Origin of the sequence: Oleiharenicola lentus (assembly GCF_051660365.1) — a bacterium.
Classification (GTDB): domain Bacteria; phylum Verrucomicrobiota; class Verrucomicrobiia; order Opitutales; family Opitutaceae; genus Lacunisphaera; species Lacunisphaera lenta_A.
Window position 1 is genome coordinate 3223890 of the sequence record NZ_JBOZXB010000001.1, and the last position, 22124, is coordinate 3246013.

General features: G+C 60.3%; 20 protein-coding genes. 12 read left to right on the forward strand and 8 right to left on the reverse strand.

The window, feature by feature from the left end; translation table 11 throughout:
- Window positions 1-94 precede the first annotated feature (94 nt).
- Window positions 95-952 (forward strand): hypothetical protein, encoded by an 858-nt coding sequence (locus ACRRQW_RS12535; RefSeq protein ID WP_438481793.1) that lies wholly within the window; start codon window positions 95-97, stop codon window positions 950-952.
- 147 nt (window positions 953-1099) lie between these two features.
- On the opposite strand, the gene ACRRQW_RS12540 is transcribed toward ACRRQW_RS12535, so the two are convergent.
- Both ACRRQW_RS12540 and ACRRQW_RS12545 read right to left on the reverse strand, forming a co-directional pair.
- Window positions 1100-1459, reverse strand: a complete 360-nt coding sequence (locus ACRRQW_RS12540; RefSeq protein WP_438481794.1) for a DUF1428 domain-containing protein — start codon at window positions 1457-1459, stop codon at window positions 1100-1102.
- A 100-nt stretch (window positions 1460-1559) separates the two neighbouring features.
- On the reverse strand, window positions 1560-2300 hold the full coding sequence (locus ACRRQW_RS12545) for an alpha/beta hydrolase (protein WP_438481795.1): 741 nt from the start codon (window positions 2298-2300) through the stop codon (window positions 1560-1562).
- 152 nt (window positions 2301-2452) lie between these two features.
- On the opposite strand from ACRRQW_RS12545, the gene ACRRQW_RS12550 reads away from it, so the two are divergent.
- From ACRRQW_RS12550 to ACRRQW_RS12565, 4 genes are all read left to right on the forward strand, one after another.
- The gene (locus ACRRQW_RS12550) at window positions 2453-3427 is read left to right on the forward strand and encodes an MBL fold metallo-hydrolase (protein ID WP_438481796.1); all 975 of its coding nucleotides are present in this window, start codon (window positions 2453-2455) and stop codon (window positions 3425-3427) included.
- A 6-nt stretch (window positions 3428-3433) separates the two neighbouring features.
- Window positions 3434-4660, forward strand: a complete 1227-nt coding sequence (locus tag ACRRQW_RS12555; protein ID WP_438481797.1) for an endonuclease Q family protein — start codon at window positions 3434-3436, stop codon at window positions 4658-4660.
- A 170-nt stretch (window positions 4661-4830) separates the two neighbouring features.
- Complete coding sequence (locus ACRRQW_RS12560) at window positions 4831-6000, forward strand: hypothetical protein (protein WP_438481798.1); 1170 nt, start codon at window positions 4831-4833, stop codon at window positions 5998-6000.
- Window positions 6001-6015: 15 nt separating this feature from the next.
- A complete protein-coding gene (locus ACRRQW_RS12565; RefSeq protein ID WP_438481799.1) occupies window positions 6016-6819 on the forward strand; it encodes a hypothetical protein in 804 nt (267 codons plus the stop codon).
- Window positions 6820-6831: 12 nt separating this feature from the next.
- Here ACRRQW_RS12565 and ACRRQW_RS12570 read toward each other — a convergent pair whose 3' ends face one another.
- Entirely contained in the window at window positions 6832-8754 is a 1923-nt protein-coding gene (locus ACRRQW_RS12570) for a DUF2961 domain-containing protein (RefSeq protein WP_438481800.1), read from the reverse strand.
- A 132-nt stretch (window positions 8755-8886) separates the two neighbouring features.
- On the opposite strand from ACRRQW_RS12570, the gene ACRRQW_RS12575 reads away from it, so the two are divergent.
- From ACRRQW_RS12575 to ACRRQW_RS12595, 5 genes are all read left to right on the forward strand, one after another.
- On the forward strand, window positions 8887-9534 hold the full coding sequence (locus tag ACRRQW_RS12575) for a tRNA-uridine aminocarboxypropyltransferase (protein WP_438481802.1): 648 nt from the start codon (window positions 8887-8889) through the stop codon (window positions 9532-9534).
- 83 nt (window positions 9535-9617) lie between these two features.
- Entirely contained in the window at window positions 9618-10433 is an 816-nt protein-coding gene (locus tag ACRRQW_RS12580) for an inositol monophosphatase family protein (RefSeq protein WP_438481803.1), read from the forward strand.
- 159 nt (window positions 10434-10592) lie between these two features.
- Window positions 10593-10757, forward strand: coding sequence for a hypothetical protein (locus ACRRQW_RS12585; protein WP_438481804.1), 165 nt, complete (start codon window positions 10593-10595; stop codon window positions 10755-10757).
- 11 nt (window positions 10758-10768) lie between these two features.
- A complete protein-coding gene (locus ACRRQW_RS12590; protein ID WP_438481805.1) occupies window positions 10769-11251 on the forward strand; it encodes an RNA polymerase sigma factor in 483 nt (160 codons plus the stop codon).
- Between the two features lie 8 nt (window positions 11252-11259).
- Window positions 11260-11880, forward strand: a complete 621-nt coding sequence (locus ACRRQW_RS12595; RefSeq protein WP_438481806.1) for a hypothetical protein — start codon at window positions 11260-11262, stop codon at window positions 11878-11880.
- A 57-nt stretch (window positions 11881-11937) separates the two neighbouring features.
- Here the strand turns inward: ACRRQW_RS12595 and ACRRQW_RS12600 are convergent, their stop codons facing one another.
- A complete protein-coding gene (locus tag ACRRQW_RS12600) occupies window positions 11938-12663 on the reverse strand; it encodes a PEP-CTERM sorting domain-containing protein (RefSeq protein WP_438481808.1) in 726 nt (241 codons plus the stop codon).
- Between the two features lie 268 nt (window positions 12664-12931).
- Here ACRRQW_RS12600 and ACRRQW_RS12605 point away from each other — a divergent pair, with 268 nt between their 5' ends.
- A complete protein-coding gene (locus ACRRQW_RS12605; protein WP_438481809.1) occupies window positions 12932-14227 on the forward strand; it encodes a hypothetical protein in 1296 nt (431 codons plus the stop codon).
- A 116-nt stretch (window positions 14228-14343) separates the two neighbouring features.
- Here the strand turns inward: ACRRQW_RS12605 and ACRRQW_RS12610 are convergent, their stop codons facing one another.
- The 4 genes from ACRRQW_RS12610 to ACRRQW_RS12625 form a co-directional block, all read right to left on the reverse strand.
- Window positions 14344-14889, reverse strand: a complete 546-nt coding sequence (locus ACRRQW_RS12610; RefSeq protein ID WP_438481811.1) for an SRPBCC family protein — start codon at window positions 14887-14889, stop codon at window positions 14344-14346.
- Complete coding sequence (locus ACRRQW_RS12615; protein ID WP_438481812.1) at window positions 14886-15227, reverse strand: ArsR/SmtB family transcription factor; 342 nt, start codon at window positions 15225-15227, stop codon at window positions 14886-14888. The genes ACRRQW_RS12610 and ACRRQW_RS12615 overlap by 4 nt, the downstream gene beginning before the upstream one ends.
- 63 nt (window positions 15228-15290) lie before the next feature.
- A complete protein-coding gene (locus ACRRQW_RS12620; protein WP_438481813.1) occupies window positions 15291-16253 on the reverse strand; it encodes a response regulator in 963 nt (320 codons plus the stop codon).
- Entirely contained in the window at window positions 16250-20197 is a 3948-nt protein-coding gene (locus ACRRQW_RS12625) for an ATP-binding protein (protein ID WP_438481814.1), read from the reverse strand. The genes ACRRQW_RS12620 and ACRRQW_RS12625 overlap by 4 nt, the downstream gene beginning before the upstream one ends.
- Window positions 20198-20232: 35 nt before the next feature.
- On the opposite strand from ACRRQW_RS12625, the gene ACRRQW_RS12630 reads away from it, so the two are divergent.
- A complete protein-coding gene (locus ACRRQW_RS12630) occupies window positions 20233-22116 on the forward strand; it encodes a PEP-CTERM sorting domain-containing protein (RefSeq protein ID WP_438481815.1) in 1884 nt (627 codons plus the stop codon).
- Window positions 22117-22124 lie beyond the last annotated feature (8 nt).

Consider the following 22124-nt stretch of genomic DNA (forward strand, 5'->3'; position numbering starts at 1 on the left):
TGGGGAATCTGGCGCGCGGTAAGTTACATTACGCGGGGTAGGCGTGTTTCGTCTCGCGCCAATAATTGTCGAAGGCAATCTGGCCGCGTTTTCGATGAACCAAGAAACCATCACTTATCTCACGAATATCGTGTTGAGTGCGATCCTCGCGGCGCTGGCCACGCATTATTGGCGGCAACATCGAGGGGCGCCGGGCATGGTGTATTGGGTTGTGGCGGCGTGGGTGATGACTGCGGCCGATGTGTTATTCGCGGCGCGACCAACGCTCGCGCCGACGCTTGCGCGGTTTCTGCCGACAATCATGGTCACGGTCGGGCACGCGGTGCTTTTTCTCGGAGCGCAACGCTCTGCCGCGCTTAAGCGGAGTTGGCGCACGGTGGCGTGCGTGGCCGGACTGCATGCGGTCGCGCTGATTGGCTTTTTGGTGATGGCGCAGCCGTCGAGCTGGCGAATGGTGGTCAACGGTTTCATCTGGGGCGGATTTTCGATCGCGTCGGCACTCTGCTTGCGCCGCGGAGCGAAACAATTTTGGCAATCGATCGCGGCGCCCGCGACGGTGTTTTTCGCACACGGCGTGTTTCACGCGCTGCGCGTGGGGCTCGCGATTCTGTTTGCCGCGAAAGGCTGGACGGAAGCGTCGGCCTGGCTGCAACTCGTGGGCGACCTCGAGGTAAGCTTTTTCATGGTCGCGCTGTTTGTCGGCTTGCTGATTGCGCACCTGCAACTGCGCCATGATGAATTGATGAGCGCGCACGCGGAAGTGCAGACGCTTTCCGGGCTGCTGCCGATCTGCGCGTGGTGCAAAAAAGTGCGCGACGACAACGGCTACTGGGAGCAGGTCGAAGATTATTTCAGCAACCGCAGCCGCATCCGTTTCACGCATGGCATGTGCGTGGAATGCGTCGATAAAATGAAAGAACCGGCGGAAGCGACTACGCCGGTTGCGCCTTGAGAGGCGGGTTTTTCGAAGGTTCTAAAAATCGTTCTCGTTCTCTTACTCCTTCTCGTTCTCTTGTGTTTTTGAGAATGAGAAGGAGTAAGAGAACGAGAAAGATTCACGGCGTGATACGGCGATCAACCGATTGCACTGAACGTGCGCTCAAAGGTGAACGATGCTCTTGAAGCCGCCGTAGGTCATTCGTTTGGGATCGAACGGCATGTTATCGGGACCGCAAGTGATGCGTTTGTCCTTCATGACTTTCTTCAACACCTGATCGCGGTGTTTGCGTGATTTGTAAGTGATGAATGAAAACACAATCGTCTCCTTCGGTTTGGGTTTCGCGAGCTTCGGGAAAGTGATGGCACAACCTTCCGGGGTGAGGTCGTCGCCGACGGCCTCGACGTAATCGATCGCGCCGTGTTCCTTCCACACTTTGCCGGCGCTTTTGGACATCTTGATGTAGGCCGGCAGGTTTTTCCTGGGCACCGAGAGCACAAATCCATCGACGTAAACAGACATGGGGAATCCTTTGGGTTGAGGGTGGCGCGAAGAGAATTCGCGTTGGGATGATACGCCTAATGACGACGTGTTACGTGAAATTGTTCCGCCGCAATGCCGTTCAAGCGCGGCCGTAAAGGATCTCCAAGCCCGTTTCCATGGTGATCCCGATCGCGTTGAAGTGATTCTTTTTCGGAAAGCGCCGCGCGGTAGCGTCCAGTTGCGCGAAGGCGAGTGCGGCGAGCTGGGTTTCGAGCCGGTCCAGATCGCGCGTCATGGATTGGGAATCTTTTTCGCCAACGGAGAAAAATAAGTTCGCGGGCAGGGGCGATCGCGCCGCGTGGAGCGCGGTGACGGTGTCGAGAATCGCCGCGTCGCCCCACCAGATGGAGGGCGATCCGGCGAGGTGTTTTTCGAAGAACGGTTTCTCTTGGAAGAGCGCATGCAGCACGAAAAGCGCGCCGAGTGAGTAACCCGTGATGCCGCGATGCTCCGGTTGAATCAGATAACGGTGCGTCAGCGCGGGCCAGAGCGTCGCCGTGAGAAAGCGCAGAAAATTGTTCGCGCCGCCGCTCGTCGGTTCGTCGTGGGCGCGCACGGGGGTGTAGTCGCGAGCGCGTTTGTTGGCCGGCTTCGCGTAGCTTGCGCCATAGCCGACGCCAACCAGAAGCAGCGGCGAGATTTTGCCCGCGGCGACGAGCGCATCGTGCGCTTTGACGACTGCTGTGAACTGATCGTCACCGTCCAGGACCAGCAACAACGGCCACGGGCCGGGCGCGGATCTCTCGTCGGGCGTTTTTACGTAGAGCTGATAATCGGTGCCCGTTTCGGATGAGTTCAGAGTAAACGTGGGTTTTTTCATCGCAGAAAATATCGCATCACTGCTCGTGGTGCAGCGATGACCGGACGATGAGCGCAACGTCGCGTTTGGCAACTGCCGCCGCGCGCGTCACGGCCCTTGGTTAAGTCGCAGTTTTCGCCTGACAACCCGGCAACTCGGAGTTGGGTGAGCGCATGCGTTTTCTACAGATCGGCCTGCTCTGCTTGTTGGGAATCACCGCGACGCACGCGGCGGAAATCGATACCGCGAAACGAGCGCAGGCGCGCTCGGTTAAAGTCACCGTGCTTTCGACTATGCTCGCTGACGGCCCGTCGCTCGGTGAGTGGGGGTTTGCGGCGCTTGTGGAAGTGGATGGACATCGCATCCTGTTCGACACCGGCGCGCACACGGATGTGGTGCTCAAAAATGCGGCCGCGCTGAAAATCGATTTGAGCACGGTGCCCGAAGTGATTTTGAGCCACTCGCACTGGGATCACATCGGCGGCTTGGTCACGTTGCGCGAATCCGTGAAAGAAAAAAATTCCAGTGCGCTCGCGACCGTGCATGGCGCGGAGGGCCTTTTCTACAAACGTCTCGATGTGGGCCCGCTCGCGTTGACGAATCCGTTGCTCGTCTTGAAACCCGATTACGAGGCGACAGGCGGCACGTTTAAAATTCATCCAGGCGCGGTGCAGCTTTATCCCGGGGTGTGGCTGACGGGCCCAATTCCGCGTAAATTCCCCGAGCGCAACTGGAGCGGTGATGGCACGCTCCAAAGTCCGAAAGGCGTCGTGGAAGACACGGTGCCGGAGGATGCGGCGCTCATCATCGACACAGCAGAAGGCCTCGTGGTCATCACCGGCTGCGGCCACGCCGGAGTGGTTAATATTCTCGATTATGCGCGCACGCTGGTGCGCCCGGCGAAAGTGCATGCGTTGATCGGCGGGCTTCATTTGTTCAACGCCAAGCCCGAAGCGCTCGCCTGGACAGCGGACAAGCTGCGCGAGTTCGGCGTGGAAAATCTGATCGGTGCGCACTGCACGGGAATAGAAACCGTTTATCAGCTGCGCGACGCGCTGAAATTGGATCGCGCGCACGCCGTGGTGGGCGCCACGGGGGCCGGGTTCGAGCTCGGTCACGGCATCAAGCCGGGCACAATCGCGAAATAATTTCTCGTGCGTTTCGCCGCCGATCTGCATCTGCATTCGCGTTATGCGTCGGGCGTGTCGCCCGCGATGACGATGGAGAACATCGCGCTGTGGGCGCAGCGCAAAGGCGTGGATCTGCTCGGCACCGGCGATTGTTTGCAGCCGCAGTGGCTGGACGAAATCGAAGCCAACACGGTTGAAGCGGAGCCAGGATTTCTCGCCCTTAAACCCGAGGTCGAGCGGGCAGTGCATGCGCGTTTGCCGGAAAAGTTGCGCCGTTCGCTCCGCTTCGTGCTGAGCACCGAGGTGAATTGTGTGACGGGTGCGGATGAGATGAAGGGGATTCACCAATTGATTTATTTTCCGGCGCTCACGACGGCGCGGGAGTTTGCGGAGCGAGTTGGTAAACTCGGCAACCTAGTCGAAGGCCGGCCCACGCTGGCGCTCTCTGCCGCGAAACTGGTGCGTGGTGCTGCCAACTTCGACCGCGTCCATATCGTCGCGCCGCACGTGATGAATCCGTGGTTCTCGGTGTTCGGCGTGGTGGCGGGGAAAACTTCCGCAGAAGGCGTTTACGGTGATGAGTTGGTCAATCTCTGGGCGATTGAAACCGGCCTGACTTCGAATCCGCTGATGTGTCGACGCGTGCCGGGCCTCGACCGGTTCGGGCTGGTATCAAATTCAGACGCGCACTCGCTGGAAAATATCGGCCGCGAATGCACGTTGATTGACATCGAACCGAGTTACGACGCGCTCATGGCCGCGTTGCGCGGGGGCACTAAAATGCATGGTGTGGGCGCTACGTTGAAATTCCCGCTCGAACTCACGCGCTACTTTTTGAATTGGTGCAGCCATTGCAAAGAACCGTTCGACGCGTGGCCGGCGTGCCCTCAATGCCGCCGCAAACTTACCAAAGGCGCGCGTGACCGGATGAGTGAAATCGAAGCGGTGCGCAGCGCGCCCGAGTTTCCGGGTGATGCGCCACCGTTCGAAACTTTGCGGCCTTTAAGCTACGTCATCGCCGACGTGGAAAAGAAAAAGCCCGACACCGTCGGCGTGCGCAAAGCTGCCGGAGAGATCGTGGATCGAGTCGGTCACGAGCGCTATGTGCTGACCGAGGCGACTGCGGGCGAGTTGTTGGCCGCCACCACACCGGAAATCGCCCAAGCGATCGTGAATCAACGCAGCGGCGCAGTTTCCAGGCGACTTGGTTCCGGGGAAATCGCGTTGGGGCAGGGTGGTTTCGATTTCTGAAAGGCGCAAATCTAGCCGCGGCGCGCTTTTCCTTTGGATGGAAAACGCGTTGCAGACCGGGAAAAATTCCCGGGCGTTTTCCGAGAAAAAAACTTGAGCGCACAGAAACGCGAACGCATACGAATGCCCGGGCCTGCCAGTTCCTGTGAAGTTAACCTGAATTTCTCCTCATGAGTCTGTCCAACCCGCCGCCGGCTACGCCTGCACAAATTGCCTTGCTAGGAAGTTCGATTGATTCGGACGAATCGGTGATCTTTCGGGCTGAATCCAAGACAGTGGTGAAAGGCTACCGTCTTCCGGATGATTTTCAGGCCGGAAACTATCGCGGGTTGCTGATTTGCTACGTGGTCCGGGCTGAAGGCACGGATGCGACCGATGCGGTGGTCAGCTTTTGGGAAAGCCGTGAGCGGTTTGATTTATGCACAGCGGAATTTCACCGCAACCTCTCGCTCAGCGTGACGCAGCAAGGCTTAGTCGCGGCGGTCGCTGCGCCGAAAGTGGCGTGGAGCCGGCGGCTGGGACGTTGGTGGCGGCAGCCGACCAATATGTTTCTGATGATCGCCACGCTTGCGGCGGTTTACGGCAACTTGGAATCGATTCGTAACGGCTACCACCAGATCCTAGATGTCCCGCAATGTGAAATCGCCGATGCGAGCAGCCGGCAGCACAACGTGCTGGTGAACGCGGAAGAAACGATCGTGTTGAAAATGCTGAATCCCGGCCGGGTTCCCGCGAATCTGGAGCTGGGCGCCGTCGAAACTGCTCCGGCCGAAGGTTTGAATCTGGCGTTCGCCGGGGCAGGCCTTCGTAAAGGAGCCAAAATCGATTCCGGACAAACGGGCGAAGTTCCGTTCAAGATCACCGGCACCAAAGCGGACACCTACGCTGTCAAGGCTCACGCCAAGGCAAGCAATGATTGGGGACTCGGCGGAAACTTGACGTGGGATTTTATTGTCCGGGTTTGGAAGCCCACCGATCCGGGCGTGCCCACCTGGGAAGTAAACCCCAGCGGCACTCACTGCGTGGCAAAGTTCCGAGCCCAGATCGGGCGCAAATTCGAACGTGGATTGCGCGCTTCTTTCCAGCTCACCGGCGCACCTGGCGTCAAACTGTCGAACAACTCATTCTCGGCTGCACCGCGTCGAGGTTCACTGACGCTTTATAGCCCATCCGGAGCAGGGGAAAATTACACCGCCATGTTGGACTGGAATTCCGACGGCTCGGTTGAGCCGTTTACAGAACAGAAATTTCAAGTGGTGCTCGAATCGGTGCACTCGCGCGATTCCGCCGCATGGAAGAACGTCATCGATAAACTTGAACTGGTTTTTAGCGCGAACTGATCGCGCCGCCCATTTATGCACCTCGCTCTCCGCTCTTACTTCCTGGTTGGATTCATTCCCCTCGCCGCGTTCTCCGCCGACACCAATGCCATAGTCCGTGGCAAGGTGTTCGATCTGACGGACGACAAGCCTTTGAAACATGTGACGGTGAACGCCAAGTGGGCGAGCGGACGACACGAGCAGCCGCTGCCGATTTCCGCGGCGGATGGCTCGTATGAGATCAAGGTCCCCGCAAACACCCAAGTAGTCATCACCTATGGAGGCGGTCGGTTTCTGGAAGAAGTCTGGGAAACGCGAACCGGTGAGCCGAACGCCGAGCACCCGCATGATGCCCGTTTGATGCAAAACCAGCTGACCGGCAACGAAGGACTCCGTTATTACGAGATGATTGGACAGCGACTTGCAGCTTATTCCTCCAGTGACCGCAACCGGTGGCTGGAAAACATCCAGGCGAGTGCCATCCCGACTGCGGCCAAGGTGAGCATCGCATCCACCATGGCGAATTCTCCCGGAAGCAGCCCCACTTTGCCGGAAGAATGGCAAGCGTTGGCGCAGGATAACGCGCTGCTGGTGAAAAGTCTCACCGACTATCTCGATGCCGAGGTGAAGAAAAACAAGGTTTTGCCGGGAAAGCAGGCGATCGACGCAAAGTTTAAAACTTCTTCCGTTGCGCTGGCCGGTGTCTTGAAAGACGTCACGATCGCGGCGCCTCGCGACAGGGAAAGGATCCTGGAGAGTGCTGAGAAAAATTGGGGGAAAAATCTGCGTGTGGACACCGAAGCACTGTTGAATCGGCAAAGCTCTCGCGAATTGAAATGAAGCGGCGCGGGACTAGTGAGCTGGCAACTCCCGCCACGCGAAGCCGGCCCAGTTGAAGTTCACGTTGAAGCGGTTCATCAGCTGCACGACGATTTCATTTTTTCCGGCGACGAAATTCACCGGGAATCGCACGGTGGTGAATCCGTTGTGGGATCCACCTCGATAAACCTCGGCGCCGTTGATCAAGACGCGCACAGGATCATCGTGGCTGAACTGAATCGTGGCGGCGCGGGCGACGGGCTCGATAACATTGCGGCGAGCGAGGTAAGCGTGGCCCATGCCACCGAGTTCGTCTTCGCGTTTGATGCGCGTGCCTTGTCGGGCGAGGTAAGTGAGTTCGACCATCGGGCCGAAACTTAACTGCGGCATCCAGCCGCGCGTGAACGATTCTTTCGCGAGTTCGCCGTGAAATGTTTTGCCGGCGTCGAGTTCAGTGACGGGCGGTAAAGCCGTCCACCAGTCCGCAGCGGTTTCGTAGTTTGCGTTCAGCGCCAATTTCACGGGGCCGAAGCCGTCCCATTCGACGTTGAGCGGATTTTCCGCGTCGGGGATCGTGGTGTCGTCGGGCGAGTCTTGATACCAATACGCGACGCTGCGCGTGACGAGATTTGGGTAGGTGCCCCAATATAGACTAAAGCTCGTGCGAAACGGGTAAGGATTTTCGTAGTGCATCCGGATGCGACCTTCGACGTTCGTGTGCGCAACGGCGAACGGGTGATTCGCGCCCTGACCGAACCACGCGAACGTGAAATAATCTTCGCCGTTGATGCCGTGCAGAAACGCGGGACGCTCGCCTTCGGCGTCGATGACCGCGAAATCACCGCCACCGTGATCATGGCCGGTATTGAACATCGACAAGCCGAGCCAGTGGCCGCGCCCACGCACGTAGAGCAACGGGTGCTGGCGATAACCGACGGTCGGAGCCGACGTGTGGCCGAGTGCGTGGAAATAACCGCGCTCGCCTGTCCATTGCGCCAGCGCTTCGAATTGAAATTCTGCGTCGATCGTGACGGTGCGCGCCGTGCGGTTGTGGAGGCGGACTTCGACGCGCTGGGCAAACGGCATCGGCAAATAGGAGGTGCGCGTGCCCGCCTGCGTGTCGGTGTCGAGCGCGATGCTGCGGAATGGCCCGAAGAAATCGCCCACGGTGGCGGCGACAGCGTCGCCCGGGCGTCCGTCGTAGCGAACGGTCAGGTCGAGTTTGCGGTGCTCTTCGAGTGCTCCGTCGGTGCGAATCATCCAGCGGCGCAACACCGCCGGGCCTACGGCGCTGAGCAGCGTGCGCGTCTTGCCTGGCGGAAGGGTAACGCGGGTCTTTTCGCTGCGGACTGGTCCGGGTTGCGCGGGTGTTTTTTGATCCGGCGGCGCACTGCGGACTTCGGTGCGGTAATCGATTTGATGAAAAAGAATCCAGACCGGATCGATGGTTTCCATTTCGATCCGCGCGCCGTTTTCGAAATCCACTGGCGCGAACAGATTGTAGCCATAGTTGCGCGCCACGAACCCGGGCACCGGCACGGCGGCGTCGCGCTGCATTTTCGCGATCAGTTCTTCGGGCGTGCCCGAGAGCGAGGGTTCTTTTTCACCGTTGAGATAAAAGTTCAGCCGGTGGTTCCCTTTGCCGGGTTGAAACGTCGTCCACAGGTGGCGGATGCTGCCCGCGCCGGCGAGTTCGACCAACGTGAAACGGCTGCCCGGAGCCTGATGATGACCGAGACGGCGCTCGGGGCTCTCGACGAATGCATTTTTGCCGGGGCGGTAGTCACGTAACAGGTCGATGTCGCCGAGGTAGTAAGCGCGCAATGCGTCGGCGTTGGGCGGGAGGTCGAAGTTGGGCGGAATTTTCGCGGGTTGCGCTAAAAGCGAGCCCAGTGTGAGCGCGGAAAAAATTGAGCCGATGAGCAGACGGATTCGCGTGACCATGTCAGCTGTCATTGCCGGAAAAGATTTTCCGACCGCGAGCCGAATGTGGCTGAAATTTCATCGAAGGCGGAACCGCGAGTTGACCGACACGGGATTGGCGGGCCTGCTCGGGGTATTGTGAGAAGCGTCGTTTTAAAAAGCACTGTGCGTTGCGAGCGCTGCCGGTTCGCGCCGCGCTGGTGCATTTGCGCGGCGTTTCAAGCGGTCGAATGCCCGCTGCAGGTCGATGTGCTGATTCATCGTCGCGAGTTTCACCGGCCGACGAGCACGGGGCGTCTGATCAACCGCGTGGTGCCGGCGTCGCGGCAACATTTGTTTCTACGCGAAACGCCGCCGGAAGCTGCGAGCGTGGTCACGCCGGGACGCACGGTGTGGATTTTGCATCCGCGCGGTGAAGACCTGCCCAGCGAGGTTGCGCCCGAGACATTGCAAGTGCTGCTCATCGACGGGAGCTGGCGCGAGGCGGGACGGATGGCGCAGACGGTGACGTCGTGGGGACGCATGGTGCGGCTGCCGGCAGCGGGGCCGACGCGAAATCACCTGCGCGGGCAGGAAAACGACGGGAATTATTCCACGATCGAATCGCTAATTTTTCTGCTCACGGCACTCGGTTTGGAAAACCAGGCGACGCAGCTGCGTTTGCAGTTTGAGCTGCACGTTTACGCGGGCCTGCGCGCGCGCGGCGCGAAGGAGAAGGCCGAGGAATTTCTCGCCGATTCACCCGCACGCCTCGCTTTTCCAGAACTCATTCAGGCGATGAATGAGCGCCGGCCGAACTACGGCTCGTTTTAAATCACGCAGGGTTTGCGCGGAGTTCTGTGTTTCGGCAGGGATTCGCTCGCTCGGGAGCGAAAGTGGCGCACACTCACGATCTCATGCGACCACTCGAACAGATTCTGGAAGACGTTGCCGTTATCGCGCGCGGCGCCGGAGAAATCGCGATGCGGCATTTCGCCGCACCGATTCCAACAACGAGTAAAACCACTCGAAGCGACATCGTGACGGCAGCCGACACCGAGGCTGAGGCGTATATCGTGGACGAGTTGTTAAAGAAATTTCCCGAACATCACATCGTCGGCGAAGAAGGCGGCGGGCAGGGTGCGGCGTCCGCGACGGCGCAGTATCACTGGTTCGTCGATCCGGTTGATGGCACGGTGAATTTTGCAAACAAACTTCCGCATTTCTGCACGAGCATCGCGCTCGCCACCGCGGATCGGCAGCCGTTGGTGGGTGTGATCTATGATCCGACACGCGACGAACTTTTCACCGCAATTAAAGGCGGCGGGGCGCAGATGAACGGTCGGCAGATTGCGGTTTCGCAGACCGCGGAACTCGCTGATGGGGTCGTCGCGAGCGGGTTTCCTTACGACAAACACCTCAATCCTGACAACAACCTGAAAGAGTGGGCCGCGTTTTTGAAAAAGATTCGCGGCGAACGCCGACTCGGCGCGGCGGCTTTGGATTTGAGTTACGTCGCGATGGGCCGGCTCGATGGATACTGGGAAAAAGATTTGAAACCGTGGGACGTGATGGCCGGCATGTTAATCGCACGCGAAGCCGGGGGAAAGGTGACGGACTATCACGGCGGCGAAAATCCCCAGCACCTCGACCGTGCGCGTTTCGTAGCGAGCAATGGAAAGATTCACGCCGAGATGCTCGCGGTGCTGCAGTCGGTCACGGCTGCGCATTGAGTCGGGCTCTACATCGACCGCCGTTCAAGACTACGTAGGCGCGGGAATCGTTGCAGGTGCACCCGAGCACTTGGCGGGCGGGGCGTTTCGCTTCAACTAGGCGTTCGCGTTTCTTTGTAAGTTTCCGCCGCGACCGGTGCCTAATCAGACGTCACCACCATGAATAAAACCATCGAATATACCTTGTTCAGTCAGCCCGTCTCCCGGCGGACTTTTTACTGGATCGTGTTCCTGTGCCCGTGGGCCGCGTTGTTCATTTACCTGTCGTCACGCCGCGTCACGCCTCCGGAAATCTCGCCTCGCGCCGTGCCCGCCTCATCCTGAACGCCCACCCCATGAGCGAAACGGCGGAGCCGCTTTTCCAACAAATGTATCGCGATCACGCGGACGTGATCGGAAAAGCGGCGCGCGCCTTCACTCAAAACGCCGCCGATCGCGACGACCTTGCGCAGGAAATCCTGATCGCGCTCTGGCAGGCGCTCCCGGGTTTTCGCGGGCAGGCGAAGTTGTCGACCTACGTTTACCGCGTGGCGCACAGCACGGCGATGAACTGGAAACGCTCGCGCCAGCGCTACGCGCGCAAAGTCGAAAACTATGCGCTGAATTTAATGGAGCCGGTGGTTTCACCCCGAGACCGCGAGCGGATCGAGTGGTTATATACCCGCATTCGCGAGCTTCCACCGACGGATCGCACGCTCCTTTTGCTTTACCTTGATCAGATCAGCTACGCGGAAATCGCGGAGATCACCGGTCTGAGCGAATCCAATATCGGCGTGCGGCTGCATCGTCTCAAATCGCAACTCAGCTCTGAAAAATAAATCTCTTCATGAATCTCGAAGAACTAGAAGCCCTTTGGCGGACGCAACCCGTGCGCCCCGCGTCAGACCCTGCGGTGGTTGCTCGAAAAATTTCCCAGCAGACCGCGCGCCTCAATCGTCGCGCCTTCATCCTGAAATTGCTGCTGGGCGGCACGATCGTCGGGCTGGTGCTTGAATTGGAACCGCTCGCGCAATTGCTGCGCGCGCACCCGGCGGTGGATTCGCTGCGGTTTGCGGCGTTGCTGGCAAAATTTATTTGTCACCAGATTCTCTACGCGGCACTGGCCGTTTTTCTTGTGCGTCGGTTGCGGCAACACGCCGCGCGGGTCCGTGCGAGCAGTGACTCCCTTCGCGCAGGCCTGATGGCGAATCTCGCCGGAGTCGAAGTCGAGCTGGGGGATTACCGGCGGGCGGCGTGGTTCGCGATCCCGGCGACCGCACTCATGCTTTGGTCGGCTTATCTGAATCAAGCCGTGGCGCGGGAAGGCTTGTCCGCTTTCTGGCCGCGCGCGGCGTTTGTGATCGGATTTATGGCCATCGTCGCGGTAATCGCCCGCCGCGACTATCGCGCTCGCCTGCAACCCGAGCACCAGCACCTCCGGCAACTTTCCGCAGAGTGGGACGCGTGAGACACAAAAAAGCGCCACCGCGAACGTCGTTCGGGTAGCGCGTGTCGTTTGCGAAAATTAATGCTTCGTGCGTTTGCGCAGCGCGACCAAGCCAAGGGCGGCGAGTCCGGCGAGCACTGCGTAGGTCGAAGGCTCCGGAATCGCCGAGCTGATCGTGCCACTGACGAGGGTTTCGTCCGCTGCGTAGGTGCCGTTGGAGCTACCCAAAACGAAGTCGACCGTCTGGCCTTCAAGAATGTCGGTGGTGAAATCGTAAGCGAAAAAGGTGCCTTGGGTGATGCCGATTTGGGTGATGCTCTGGACGCCATTCACAAAGATGAAAAAATCCACCACACCGTCCGGTTCGCCCATTTTTGAAACGCTGGCTTCCAAGCGGATCGGACCCGCGGCGCCCGCGCCGGCGGTCCAGCGGAGCACGATGAATTCCGTGCTATCTGCGCCGGGATGCCAGGCGAGTTGGTTGGACGCGGGCAGGGCACCGTCGCTGAAAAGAGTCGTCGAAGAAACCGCCGGCAAACTGTAGCCCGAGTCAGGAATGCCGTAGCCCATCGCGGAGTCACCGCCGACCGGCCCGTAGGTCAATGCCGTGAGCACGCCGCCTGTGGCCGCAGACGAAGCGTAATAATTCCACGTGCCCGTGCCGAGTGTGTCGGTCAACGTGCCGGAGCTCGCATAATTTCCTGCGAGATCGGCTAGCACGGTTTGCGCGCGAGTTGAGGGCGTGCCGATGACGGCAAGCAGCGTGGCGACAAGAGCGGCGCGGAAAAAAGAAAAGTGCGACATGAAGTGGAGCGCGGACGGTGGGGCCTGCGGGCAGGCTGTAAATCGCTAACTGCTGAAAATAAGTAATTAAAAACGCCGCGCGTGCCCTTGAATAATCAAGCACCTGCCACGTTTCCGCAGACATGGCGAGTAGCCGGCATATAGCAAAATTTAGGCGAAGAGGAGGTGAACCGGGCGAAGTTGCGACGGCGCGCTGACAATTATGAAACCTTTGCCGAGCTGCGGTGTAAGTAAGGTGCGCGCCATCTCACTTCTTACGCGTATCGGTATGCTTTCCCTTCCCCGTTGGTTTCGTGCGTCTCAATTTTACGCGGCATTCGCGCTGTTCAGTTTTAAAAGCGCGTGGGCCGAGCCGACGCCTGAGCCGGCGAAAGCGGATGATTTCGGAAAGGACATTCAGCTGGCGCCTTTCGTGGTGAATGGCGCGCCGATCTCGGTGTCGATTCATGCGCGCACGAAAGCTGATCGACGTTACGCGGAAAAATTTGCGGATGAAGTGGTCGAGATCGCCTATCAAACCTTGGGCAGTTCGACGGGAAAAGGGCTCATCATCGTGGGAGCGGAAAAAGAGCCGCATCCAGTCACACTTTTTAGAAAGTTTATCGCGATGGCGCGCGCGGGGAAGCTTGATGCGAGCCTGACGGAAGACGCCGGCAAACTGGAAGCAATGTTGGTGAAATTGCAGGAGCGATTTAAGAGCGATGAGAAGTCGCACGAGGCCGCGGGCATTAATTTCGACGCGTTCATGCCGGCGCTGCCAATGCCTTTGGAAGGTGCGGGCGCGAGGCTTTACCAGCTGGCTTGGGCGGAGGGATTTGACGGCCAGCGTATCGAGCAGAAGTTAAAGTCCATCACGCACGCCGACCTCGATCGCGATGAGTTCACGCGCTTCGACTGGGTTTTCTATGTGCCGCCGCAAAGCGTGATTTCGGCAGTCTTCAAAGATGTGCTGAAAAAAGCCATGACCGCGGAAAAGATGGGAATCTTCAAACGCGCGGCTGTTCGCAGCGCGGTGTTTGTGTTCAATCCGGTCGTGAAAAAAGCATTCGATGCCATGCGGCGAGGTCTGCTGTTCATGACGATTCTGCGCGCGGAAGGAAATTACCCCGAAGGCGACGTCGATGCGCTGACCAAGGTCTACATCCGGGCGATCATGCCGGATCTGAAACCGGGCTCTGGCGACGAGCGCGCACGGGCACTTGCGGCGATTGAAAAACAGAAAATCGCGAACGCAGAGTATGCAAAGGATCCGTTCGTGAAGCCCACGCGTCTCGTGACGTTCGATGCGGTGGCCTACCTTCCATTCGAAGGAGAATATGGGTCGAATCCAGAGAAGCTCGGACTCTGGTTCAAACGTGAGGGCGACGTGTTCCGTTGGGATCGCGCCGGTGCGAAAGAAAAGCCGCGGTTATTTTATCCGGCGGGTGAACGGCTCCTCGTCAACGAGACCGGCACCGTGACGATCCAATTTCTCGTGAACGAAAAAGGCGACGTCACGGGAGTCGAAGAACGCTGGGTGCGTGAACGCCGGACGATTCCGCGCAAAGATTTACCGGGGCGTTGAGGCGAGCACATTTTTGCAGCGTGAGCCGCTGGGGCGTTGCCGGATGCGGCGTGGCTGGTGACGGCAGTCGCTAACCGGGAGGCGATTTGGCGAACGAATTTTGTTCGTCGCTTCTCTTAGTTTATCAGGGCTCCGTGCACCTTTTCGTAATGCGCTTTGAGCTTGGTGTGCGTCGCCCAGAACGGAGGTGGAGTGGTGCCGTCGAGCAGCGCAGTCAGGATCGCGAAATGCGTGTGCCAGCCGCTGGCGTAACCGGAGAGAAACGGAATGTCGGTGCCGCGGCTGCGGTGGGTGAGCACGAGAATCACGTTTTTGCCTTCCGGGGTGAGTTCAAACGTCACGTCAGAATCGTCGTCGAACGTGTAGCTGAGCACGCGCGGCGGTTCCCAGCGCAACACGGTGCAGGCCATTGCATGGCCTTCGTCGTTCATCTTTTTATACTGCGCCGGTGGCTCTTCGTTCGGGGAAATGTTTTTGTGTTGGAACACGAGGTTCAGTTTCCCGCCGGCTTTGGGTTCGGTCGTGCCGTCGGCAAACCAGCGGGCGCGCTTTTCGGGATCCGTGAGGTATTCCCAGATGCGTTCGATCGGTCCGGGCAATGTGCGCACGAGACGAACTTCTGCCGGGCCGTTGAAAGTGGCGTAGTGATCGTTGGGTTTCATGAAGTCTTTTTCTTTTTTGGGGCTGAGGCGTTGCGGGCATCTTCGGCGCGCAGTTCACGTTCGAGAGCGTCGAGGCGGCGGCTCCAGAATGCGCGGGTTTTTTCGAGCCACGCGCTGAGTTCGTCGAGGCCGTGCGGATGGAGCGACTGGATGCGCGTTTGGCCTTCGACGCGGGTAAGAATCAAGCCGGCGTCACGCAGGACATTGAGGTGTTGAGAAATCGCGGGCGCACTGACGTCGAACTCATCCACGAGTTCGCCGGTGGAGCGGTCACCTTTGGCGAGCATTTCCACGATGCGGCGGCGGGTGGGATCGGCGAGGGCAGCCAGGCTTTGCATGCCGCCAAGATTAAGTAATTGCTTAATTAAGCAAGAGCGAAATTAAACTGAATTCGATGTTCGCTATCGGCTCGAACCGGCGAGCGCCTGCTGGGCGACCAGTGCGGCGGCGTGGCGGTTTTCAACGCCGAGTTTCTCGAAGATGCGTTCGGCGTGTTTTTGCGCGGTGCGACTTTCGCACGCTAGGATCACGGCGATCTCCTTGTAGCTTTTCCCCTCGGCGAGCCAGTAGAGCACCTCGGCTTCGCGCGGGCTGAGACCGAGACGTTCCAACGCGGCAGGCGAACCGGGGCGTTGTTGATCGAGGAGCAGCATGACGCTGTCGCCCGACCACGGATCAGCGAAGAGTTGCGCGGTGAATTCGCCGACGGCACTGGCGATGCGAAAAATTTCCGCCGTGTCCGGCGTTTGCGTGCGGCGTGCCGCGACCCACTGCGCGAGCGACGGGGGCAACGTTTCCGCAGGGACGTCGCTGAAAAATGAATTCAGCAAACGCCGCGCGAGCAACGTGCACAGCAACAGCCGTCCGTCGGGCGCGACGAGCGCGACGGCGCGATCGAGCGATTGCTGGAGTTGCGCCTCGGCTTCGTGACGCAGTTGGATTTCGGCGGCGAGTTGGCGGTTGTTCTCGGCGAGTGCGTGGGTGAGGGCACGGAGGCGGAGATGGGTTTGCACGCGCGCGAGCACTTCCTCGGGAAAAAACGGTTTTGCCACGTAATCGAGCGCACCGGCGGCGAATGCGCGGAGGCGTTCGCCGATGTCGCTCTGCGAAGAAATGACGAGCACGGGAATCGCCGATAATTCAGCGTTGGCTTTGAGGTGCGCGAGCACGCCGAAGCCATCGAGTTCGGGCATCACGAGATCCAGCAAGATGAGATCAGGCCGCGCGAGTTGGGCGAGGTGCAGGGCGCGTTTGCCGTTTTCGGCCATCAGCACTTCGTAACCGGCTTGAGTCAGGAAATCCGTGAGGCTGGCGAGACCGGCGGGCAAATCGTCGACGAGCAGGAGCGTGGCGGCGGGTTTCATGGGGCGGGCGTGAGCGTGGCGAGGTGTGCGCGGAGTTGCTCGAGATGATAGCCGGCGGCAAGGGTCGCGAGCGTTTGACAGAGCGGAGCGAGCGCGGGATTGGCGGCGCGGAGTTCGGCGAAACGCGTTTGCAGGCGCGCGATGGCGCCACGCTCGGCCAGTTCGCGAAGTTCGTTCAGCGTGGTGGCGTCGAACGCGGACGGCCCGGACGCGACCGGCGCGGGGGTTTCACGTTGCCACGTGATCGCGAGCAGTCGGCTGATGGTGTTGAACAACACATCCTCGGCGCAGGGTTTCGGGAGGAAGGCGTCGCACCCTGCGGCGAGAGCGTTGGGTTCCTCGGAGTCGAAGAAGCTGGCGGAAAGCGCGAGGATTTTCAGGCGCGCGTTTTCAGGATGAGTGCGGAGCGCGCGGGCGAGGGCAAAGCCGTCCATCGGAGCCATCCGTAGATCGACGATCATTAAGTCGGCTGGAGTGGCGAGGTGAAGTGCGAGCGCTTCCGCGCCGGTCGAGGCCGTGCGCACGCGCAAGCCGGCAGGCGTGAGTTGGCGTGAGAGAATGTCGCGGTTGGCCGGGTGGTCGTCGACGACGATGACCTGACGCGGCGTGCCGGTGTGACCGATGATGGGTGGCAGTTCGATGACTGGCGCGTGGGCTGCGATCGGTAATGCGAGTGCGAAGGAAAACGTGCTGCCCTGGCCGGGCGTGCTCGCGAGTTGCAGTTCGCCGCCGAGGAGCGCGACGAGGCGCGTGCTCAGAGCGAGTCCCAGGCCCGTGCCACCGGCGGCAGCGCCGGCCGCGGTTTGTGCGAAGGGTTGAAAGAGTTGCGCCTGTTCGGCAGGTGTGAGGCCGGGGCCGGTGTCGATGACCTCGAATAAAATTTCACTCTTGGCAGACGGCGTGGCGGTGACGCGGAGCGTGATGTGGCCGTGGCTCGTGAATTTCACGGCGTTGCCGAGCAGGTTGAAAAGGATCTGGGCGAGCTTTTGCTCGTCGGTGAGCACGCTCGCGGGAACGGCGGAATCGAGTTCGAGATTCAGCGTGAGGCCTTTGTCGGTCGCTTGCGGACGGAAAAGATTTGCGAGCGTCGCGACGAGGCGGGGCAAATCGCACGGACCGGGGCGGAGCGTGAGTTTGCCGGCTTCGACTTGGGCGAGGTCGAGGACTTCGTTGATGAGGCGCAGTAAATGATCGCCGCTCGCGCCGAGGCTGTTGAGTTGCGTGCGCGCGGTGGCGTCGAGTCCGGGATGGCGGCCGAGCACGCGCGTGTAGCCCAGAATGATATGGAGCGGCGTGCGGAGTTCGTGACTCATGCTCGCGAGGAACGCGCCTTTTGCGCGGCTCGCGGCCTCGGCTTGGTCGCGCGCGACGACGAGTTCGGCGGTGCGTTCCGTGACGATTTTTTCGAGGCGTGTGCGTTCGCGTTCGCTCGCGGCGAGTCGCCAGCGCACGATGGCGAAAATCAGTCCGGCAGCCGCGAGCACGTAGAGCGCATACGCCAACGGCGTGCGCGTCGCGGGCGGTTGCACGGTGAACGCCCAACTCGCTTCCGCGCCGGTGACACCTTCCTGGCGGGCGCGCACGCGGAACGTGTAGCGACCTTCGGGCAGGTTGGTGAATTCCTTAAAGGGGTCGCGTTGCCACGCGGACCAGTCGTCGTCGAGGCCCGTGAGTTGCACGGAGTATTCGACGGGCGAATCGGGCAGGGCGAGCGGCGCGGAAAATTCAAAACGCAAATCACGCTCGCTGTAAGGCAATGGTGGAAGCGCGGCGTCCGCGACCGTGACGCCGGTAAACAATTGTCGTCCGCCCAGCGTGCGCGCGCGACGCACGAGCACCGGCAATTCGCGCTTCATGGGCACCCAGCGGGGATCGACGGACGCGAGGCCGTTGGTGCCACCGAACCAGATGCGCGGATCGGCGGGGTTGGATGGGTCGTGATAAAGTGTCGTGAGCGCGCCAGTGAATTTCGCCACATACAACGGCAGCGCGTCCCAACGGGGCGTGGTGCCAGTGGCGGTCGCGCGGCCGATGATTTTTGGGCCGGTGGCTTGGCCGTTGGTGACCGGCGCGGCGTCGAACCACAGCACGTTATCATCCACGGCGACGGCGTTGCCGATGGTGGCGTGGCCTTCCGTCCACGTGTCGCCGAAACGTTTCAGCGGTTGCACGCGATTGCCGTCGGGCGTGAGTTCGTAGAAGCCTCGACCGGTGACCGCGAGCACGGTGCGGTTGGGCAACAGCACGCCGTCGACTTGGCCGTGGCGGTCGGGAAACCCGGCTTCGACGCCGAGGATCGTGGTGGCGGCTTGGGAGGATAACGGGGCGTCTACGCCGGCGTTGATGGCAGGCGTAGGCGAGAAGCGCAGTCGCGCCAGACCACGTAACGCGGTGCCGAGCCAGAGCGTGCCGTCGCCGACATCGATGACGGAATGGGAATCGTCTTCCAATTTAAACACGGAGCCTTCGTCGATCCACGCCTGGCCATCCCAGCGCAACGAGTGGAGACCGCTGCGGTTGGCGGCCCACACGCGCGAGGGATCGAGTTTCGATATCTCCAGATCGGTGACGGCGCCGCCGGCTTCCGCGACTTGCACGAGTTTGCCGGGAGATTGCAGCCAGTAAATTCGCCGATCCGCGCCCACGAGCAATCCCGCGGGGTGACTTTGCACGGTGTAACTTTCGCCGGTCAACGTGAGGCTGGTGAAGCGCAGGTTGTTTTCGTCGAGAATGAAAAGATCCTTGGCACTGGCGGCGTAAAGTTTGCCTTCGTGGCGGGCGAATCGGCGCAGAGAAACGCGCGGCAGGCCATCGGCGACGCCGTAGAAACGCACGGGCACGCCCGTCTCGACGCGTGCGATGCCGTTGCTCGTGCCAAGCCAAAGCGTGTTCGTCGGATCGAGGAACATGTGGAACACGCTCGGCGTGGCGAGGCCGTTGGCATCATCGAGCCGCCACGCGAGCCGACCTTCCGGCGTTATCACGATGAGGCCGCCGCGCACGGTGTTGATGGCGATATTGCCATCGGGAAGAAAAAGCGCGCCGGCGGGAAAAAGATCGGCGAGCGGTTCGCCGTCACCGAGGTCGGTTTTCCACACGGTGCAACTCTCGCCCGGTCGCCAGCGCACGAGCCCGTGCGAACCGCTGAGCACGAGCCGCGAGCCATCGGGCATCGGCAGAATCGCGCGGATCAATCCCGCCGCGAGGATCGGTTGCGATTCGTCGACGCGTTCGAGGGCGTCGCCCTTGACGAGAAAAAGTCCGACGCGGCGCACGTGGATATAAATATCGTCGCCGTAAACATTCAGGTTCGAGCTGGTGGCCTCGGGCAGCCGCCACCAATGGATCCGGCCTTCGTGCCAGCGAACGAGGTAGTTTTGGCTGGAAAAGAAAACGCCCTGGGGCGTCGCGCGCGTGGCAAAAAAATTGCCGAGTTGGTCGCGCACCGCCTCGGGCAGATGCGGCCGGAGCGATGTATAAACGGACGTGCCGGTCGCGTCAGGTTTGATGTAACCGATTTCGCTGCTGCCGCTGAGATAAACGGTGTCGTCGGCGGTGATCGCGAGCGACCGGACATAAGTCGCGCCGCGCACGTCGACCGAGCGCCACGTCACGCCGTCGAAGATAAACACCGTGCTCGCATTTCCGAAATAACGCAGGCCGCGCGAATCCTGCACGGTCGACCAGATTTGCGCGTGGCCTTCGTAATCGGACGGCGGGTAGAGGTGCACGTAAGGCCGGCCGGCGGGCGCGGGCGGCAGCGGCGGAGTTTCCTGCGCGCGCGCACCAAGCGCAAACGAGACCAACAGCAGACTGAAGAGCAGGCGGTGCAGCGACACGCCGGGAAAGGTTGCGGGCGGCGCAGGCTTGGCAACGCCCGAGTGCGTCAATCCGGGTGCATACGCTACATAGCGTATCAGGCGCGTTTGCGTTGGACGACGCATAGAGAAAAGCAGCGCCAGTTGGTAGGATGCGCGCGATGAAATTTTCCAAGTTACAAGCATTTGCACCGAGCGCACCGCGTTACCTCGCCGGATTGGCCCTGATCGCGGCGAGCTTTATCGCCAGCCCGCGCACTTCCGCGCAAACGAACGCGACGTGGAGCGCCACGCCCGGCAGCGCGGCGTGGGGCTGGAGTGTCGGCGGCAACTGGGTGGGTGGTGTCGTGCCCAGGGAATCGGGTGACACGGCGATCTTCGGGCTCTCGAATATCACGAATCTCACGGCATCATCCTCGATCTATGTGAGTTCGCTCACTTTTAACGCAGATGCGCCGGCCTATACTTTTAACTTTGGCAATGATGCGGACGTCACAATTGACGGAGCGGGAATCGTGAACTTCTCGGGCTATGCGCCGGAGTTCGTCATCAATCGCAATCCCTACCACGCCAGTCCGACAGGTCTGACTCTCGCCGGAGCAGCCAAAGCCGGAAATGCGATTTTGCGCGTCAATGAGTGGGGAGCGATGCGTTTTCAAGATACGGCGAGTTTGGATCAGGGCACGCTGACAATTGCCGCCTACGGGTCGGCAAGCTTTTCTGGCCAAACGTCGTTTGGAACCGGCGCGGTGACAGTGGAAGGTCAGGCTTCCGTCAATCTGGGCAACGAAGCGACTGCGGACAGTGCTTCCGTGGAAAATCACGGCAGTATTTATTTTAACGATGACGCCACCGCGGGAAATGCGACGATTTTGAATTACGGCAGCGCGATTTTTCACGACGACAGCTCGGCGGGCTGGGCGACGATCACCTCGAGTGGAGGAATGACGTTCAACACTCAAAGTTCAGCCGGGCAGGCGAACATCACGCAAACTGCGGGCACGATTCGGTTTTATGATACCAGTTCCGCGGCTAACAGCATGCTCACGGTGAAAGGTGGCGTGCTGACGTTTTTTGACAACGCCGTCGGCGGTTTCTCGAGCATCGTGGCGGAGACGGGCGGCGCGGTGGAATTTCGCAATAACTCTGATGCGCAATACGCGCTCGTCACGGTGCGTTCGGGCAGCGCGGTGCGTTATTTCGATTCGACTTCAGCCAGTGCCTCTAACGTCACCGTGGAAGCGGGCGGGCAATTCGACATGACCGGGCTCGACGCCTCGGAATTGCGCGTGGCGTCGATTTCAGGCGCAGGTGAATTTATCATCGGCACGACGGGCACCGGTGATCCGCGGGCGCTTTACGTGGGCGGCTACGGTGCGGATACGGAAGTGAGCGGCGTGATTGTGAATGGTTCGGGAGGCCGTGGCGGGCAACTCGTCAAGGTCGGTGGCGGCACGCTCACGCTTTCTGGTTCCCAAGCTAATACGTTCTATGGTGGTTTGACCGTCGAACGAGGCACGGTGGTGCTGGCCAAATCTCCGGGAGTGATCTCTGCAGGTCGCGGGCCGATCGTGATCGCGTCACAGGGCACGCTGCGTTTCGCGGCGGATAATCAACTCGTGGCTGACACGTGGTTCACGCTCGCGGGTGGGTTGCTCCAGACGAATGGCTATAGCGCTAGCATCGGTTCTTTGGAACTCACGGCGAATTCGACGTTGGATTTTGGCTCTTTTCTTGTGCCTTCAACGATCTCGTTTGAGGACAGCAGCGAAATAGACTGGACGCCCGGCACCACGCTCACGGTGCTGAATTACCAGGTCGGTTTCTCGAACCTGCGCTTCGGTTCGAACGGCAGCGGACTCACGGTCGATCAGCTCGGTCAGATCTATTTTTCCGGCTACGGCACAGGTCTGGCGCGCATCGATCTCGACGGCTACGTCTCGCCGGTTTCCGCGATTCCCGAACCTTCGACCTATGCGGCGCTGGCGGGTGCGGCGGTGTTGGGTTTCGCCATCGTGCGTCGCCGTCGGCAAGCGACAGCCTGAAAAAATAA

Bases quoted from the DNA above. Each gene is read 5' to 3' on its own strand.
- ACRRQW_RS12535 (WP_438481793.1), top strand. From the start codon at position 95: ATGAACCAAGAAACCATCACTTATCTCACGAATATCGTGTTGAGTGCG.
- ACRRQW_RS12540 (WP_438481794.1), bottom strand. From the start codon at position 1,459: ATGTCTGTTTACGTCGATGGATTTGTGCTCTCGGTGCCCAGGAAAAAC.
- ACRRQW_RS12545 (WP_438481795.1), bottom strand. From the start codon at position 2,300: ATGAAAAAACCCACGTTTACTCTGAACTCATCCGAAACGGGCACCGAT.
- ACRRQW_RS12550 (WP_438481796.1), top strand. From the start codon at position 2,453: ATGCGTTTTCTACAGATCGGCCTGCTCTGCTTGTTGGGAATCACCGCG.
- ACRRQW_RS12560 (WP_438481798.1), top strand. From the start codon at position 4,831: ATGAGTCTGTCCAACCCGCCGCCGGCTACGCCTGCACAAATTGCCTTG.
- ACRRQW_RS12565 (WP_438481799.1), top strand. From the start codon at position 6,016: ATGCACCTCGCTCTCCGCTCTTACTTCCTGGTTGGATTCATTCCCCTC.
- ACRRQW_RS12570 (WP_438481800.1), bottom strand. From the start codon at position 8,754: ATGACAGCTGACATGGTCACGCGAATCCGTCTGCTCATCGGCTCAATT.
- ACRRQW_RS12580 (WP_438481803.1), top strand. From the start codon at position 9,618: ATGCGACCACTCGAACAGATTCTGGAAGACGTTGCCGTTATCGCGCGC.
- ACRRQW_RS12585 (WP_438481804.1), top strand. From the start codon at position 10,593: ATGAATAAAACCATCGAATATACCTTGTTCAGTCAGCCCGTCTCCCGG.
- ACRRQW_RS12590 (WP_438481805.1), top strand. From the start codon at position 10,769: ATGAGCGAAACGGCGGAGCCGCTTTTCCAACAAATGTATCGCGATCAC.
- ACRRQW_RS12595 (WP_438481806.1), top strand. From the start codon at position 11,260: ATGAATCTCGAAGAACTAGAAGCCCTTTGGCGGACGCAACCCGTGCGC.
- ACRRQW_RS12600 (WP_438481808.1), bottom strand. From the start codon at position 12,663: ATGTCGCACTTTTCTTTTTTCCGCGCCGCTCTTGTCGCCACGCTGCTT.
- ACRRQW_RS12605 (WP_438481809.1), top strand. From the start codon at position 12,932: ATGCTTTCCCTTCCCCGTTGGTTTCGTGCGTCTCAATTTTACGCGGCA.
- ACRRQW_RS12610 (WP_438481811.1), bottom strand. From the start codon at position 14,889: ATGAAACCCAACGATCACTACGCCACTTTCAACGGCCCGGCAGAAGTT.
- ACRRQW_RS12615 (WP_438481812.1), bottom strand. From the start codon at position 15,227: ATGCAAAGCCTGGCTGCCCTCGCCGATCCCACCCGCCGCCGCATCGTG.
- ACRRQW_RS12620 (WP_438481813.1), bottom strand. From the start codon at position 16,253: ATGAAACCCGCCGCCACGCTCCTGCTCGTCGACGATTTGCCCGCCGGT.
- ACRRQW_RS12625 (WP_438481814.1), bottom strand. From the start codon at position 20,197: ATGCGTCGTCCAACGCAAACGCGCCTGATACGCTATGTAGCGTATGCA.
- ACRRQW_RS12630 (WP_438481815.1), top strand. From the start codon at position 20,233: ATGAAATTTTCCAAGTTACAAGCATTTGCACCGAGCGCACCGCGTTAC.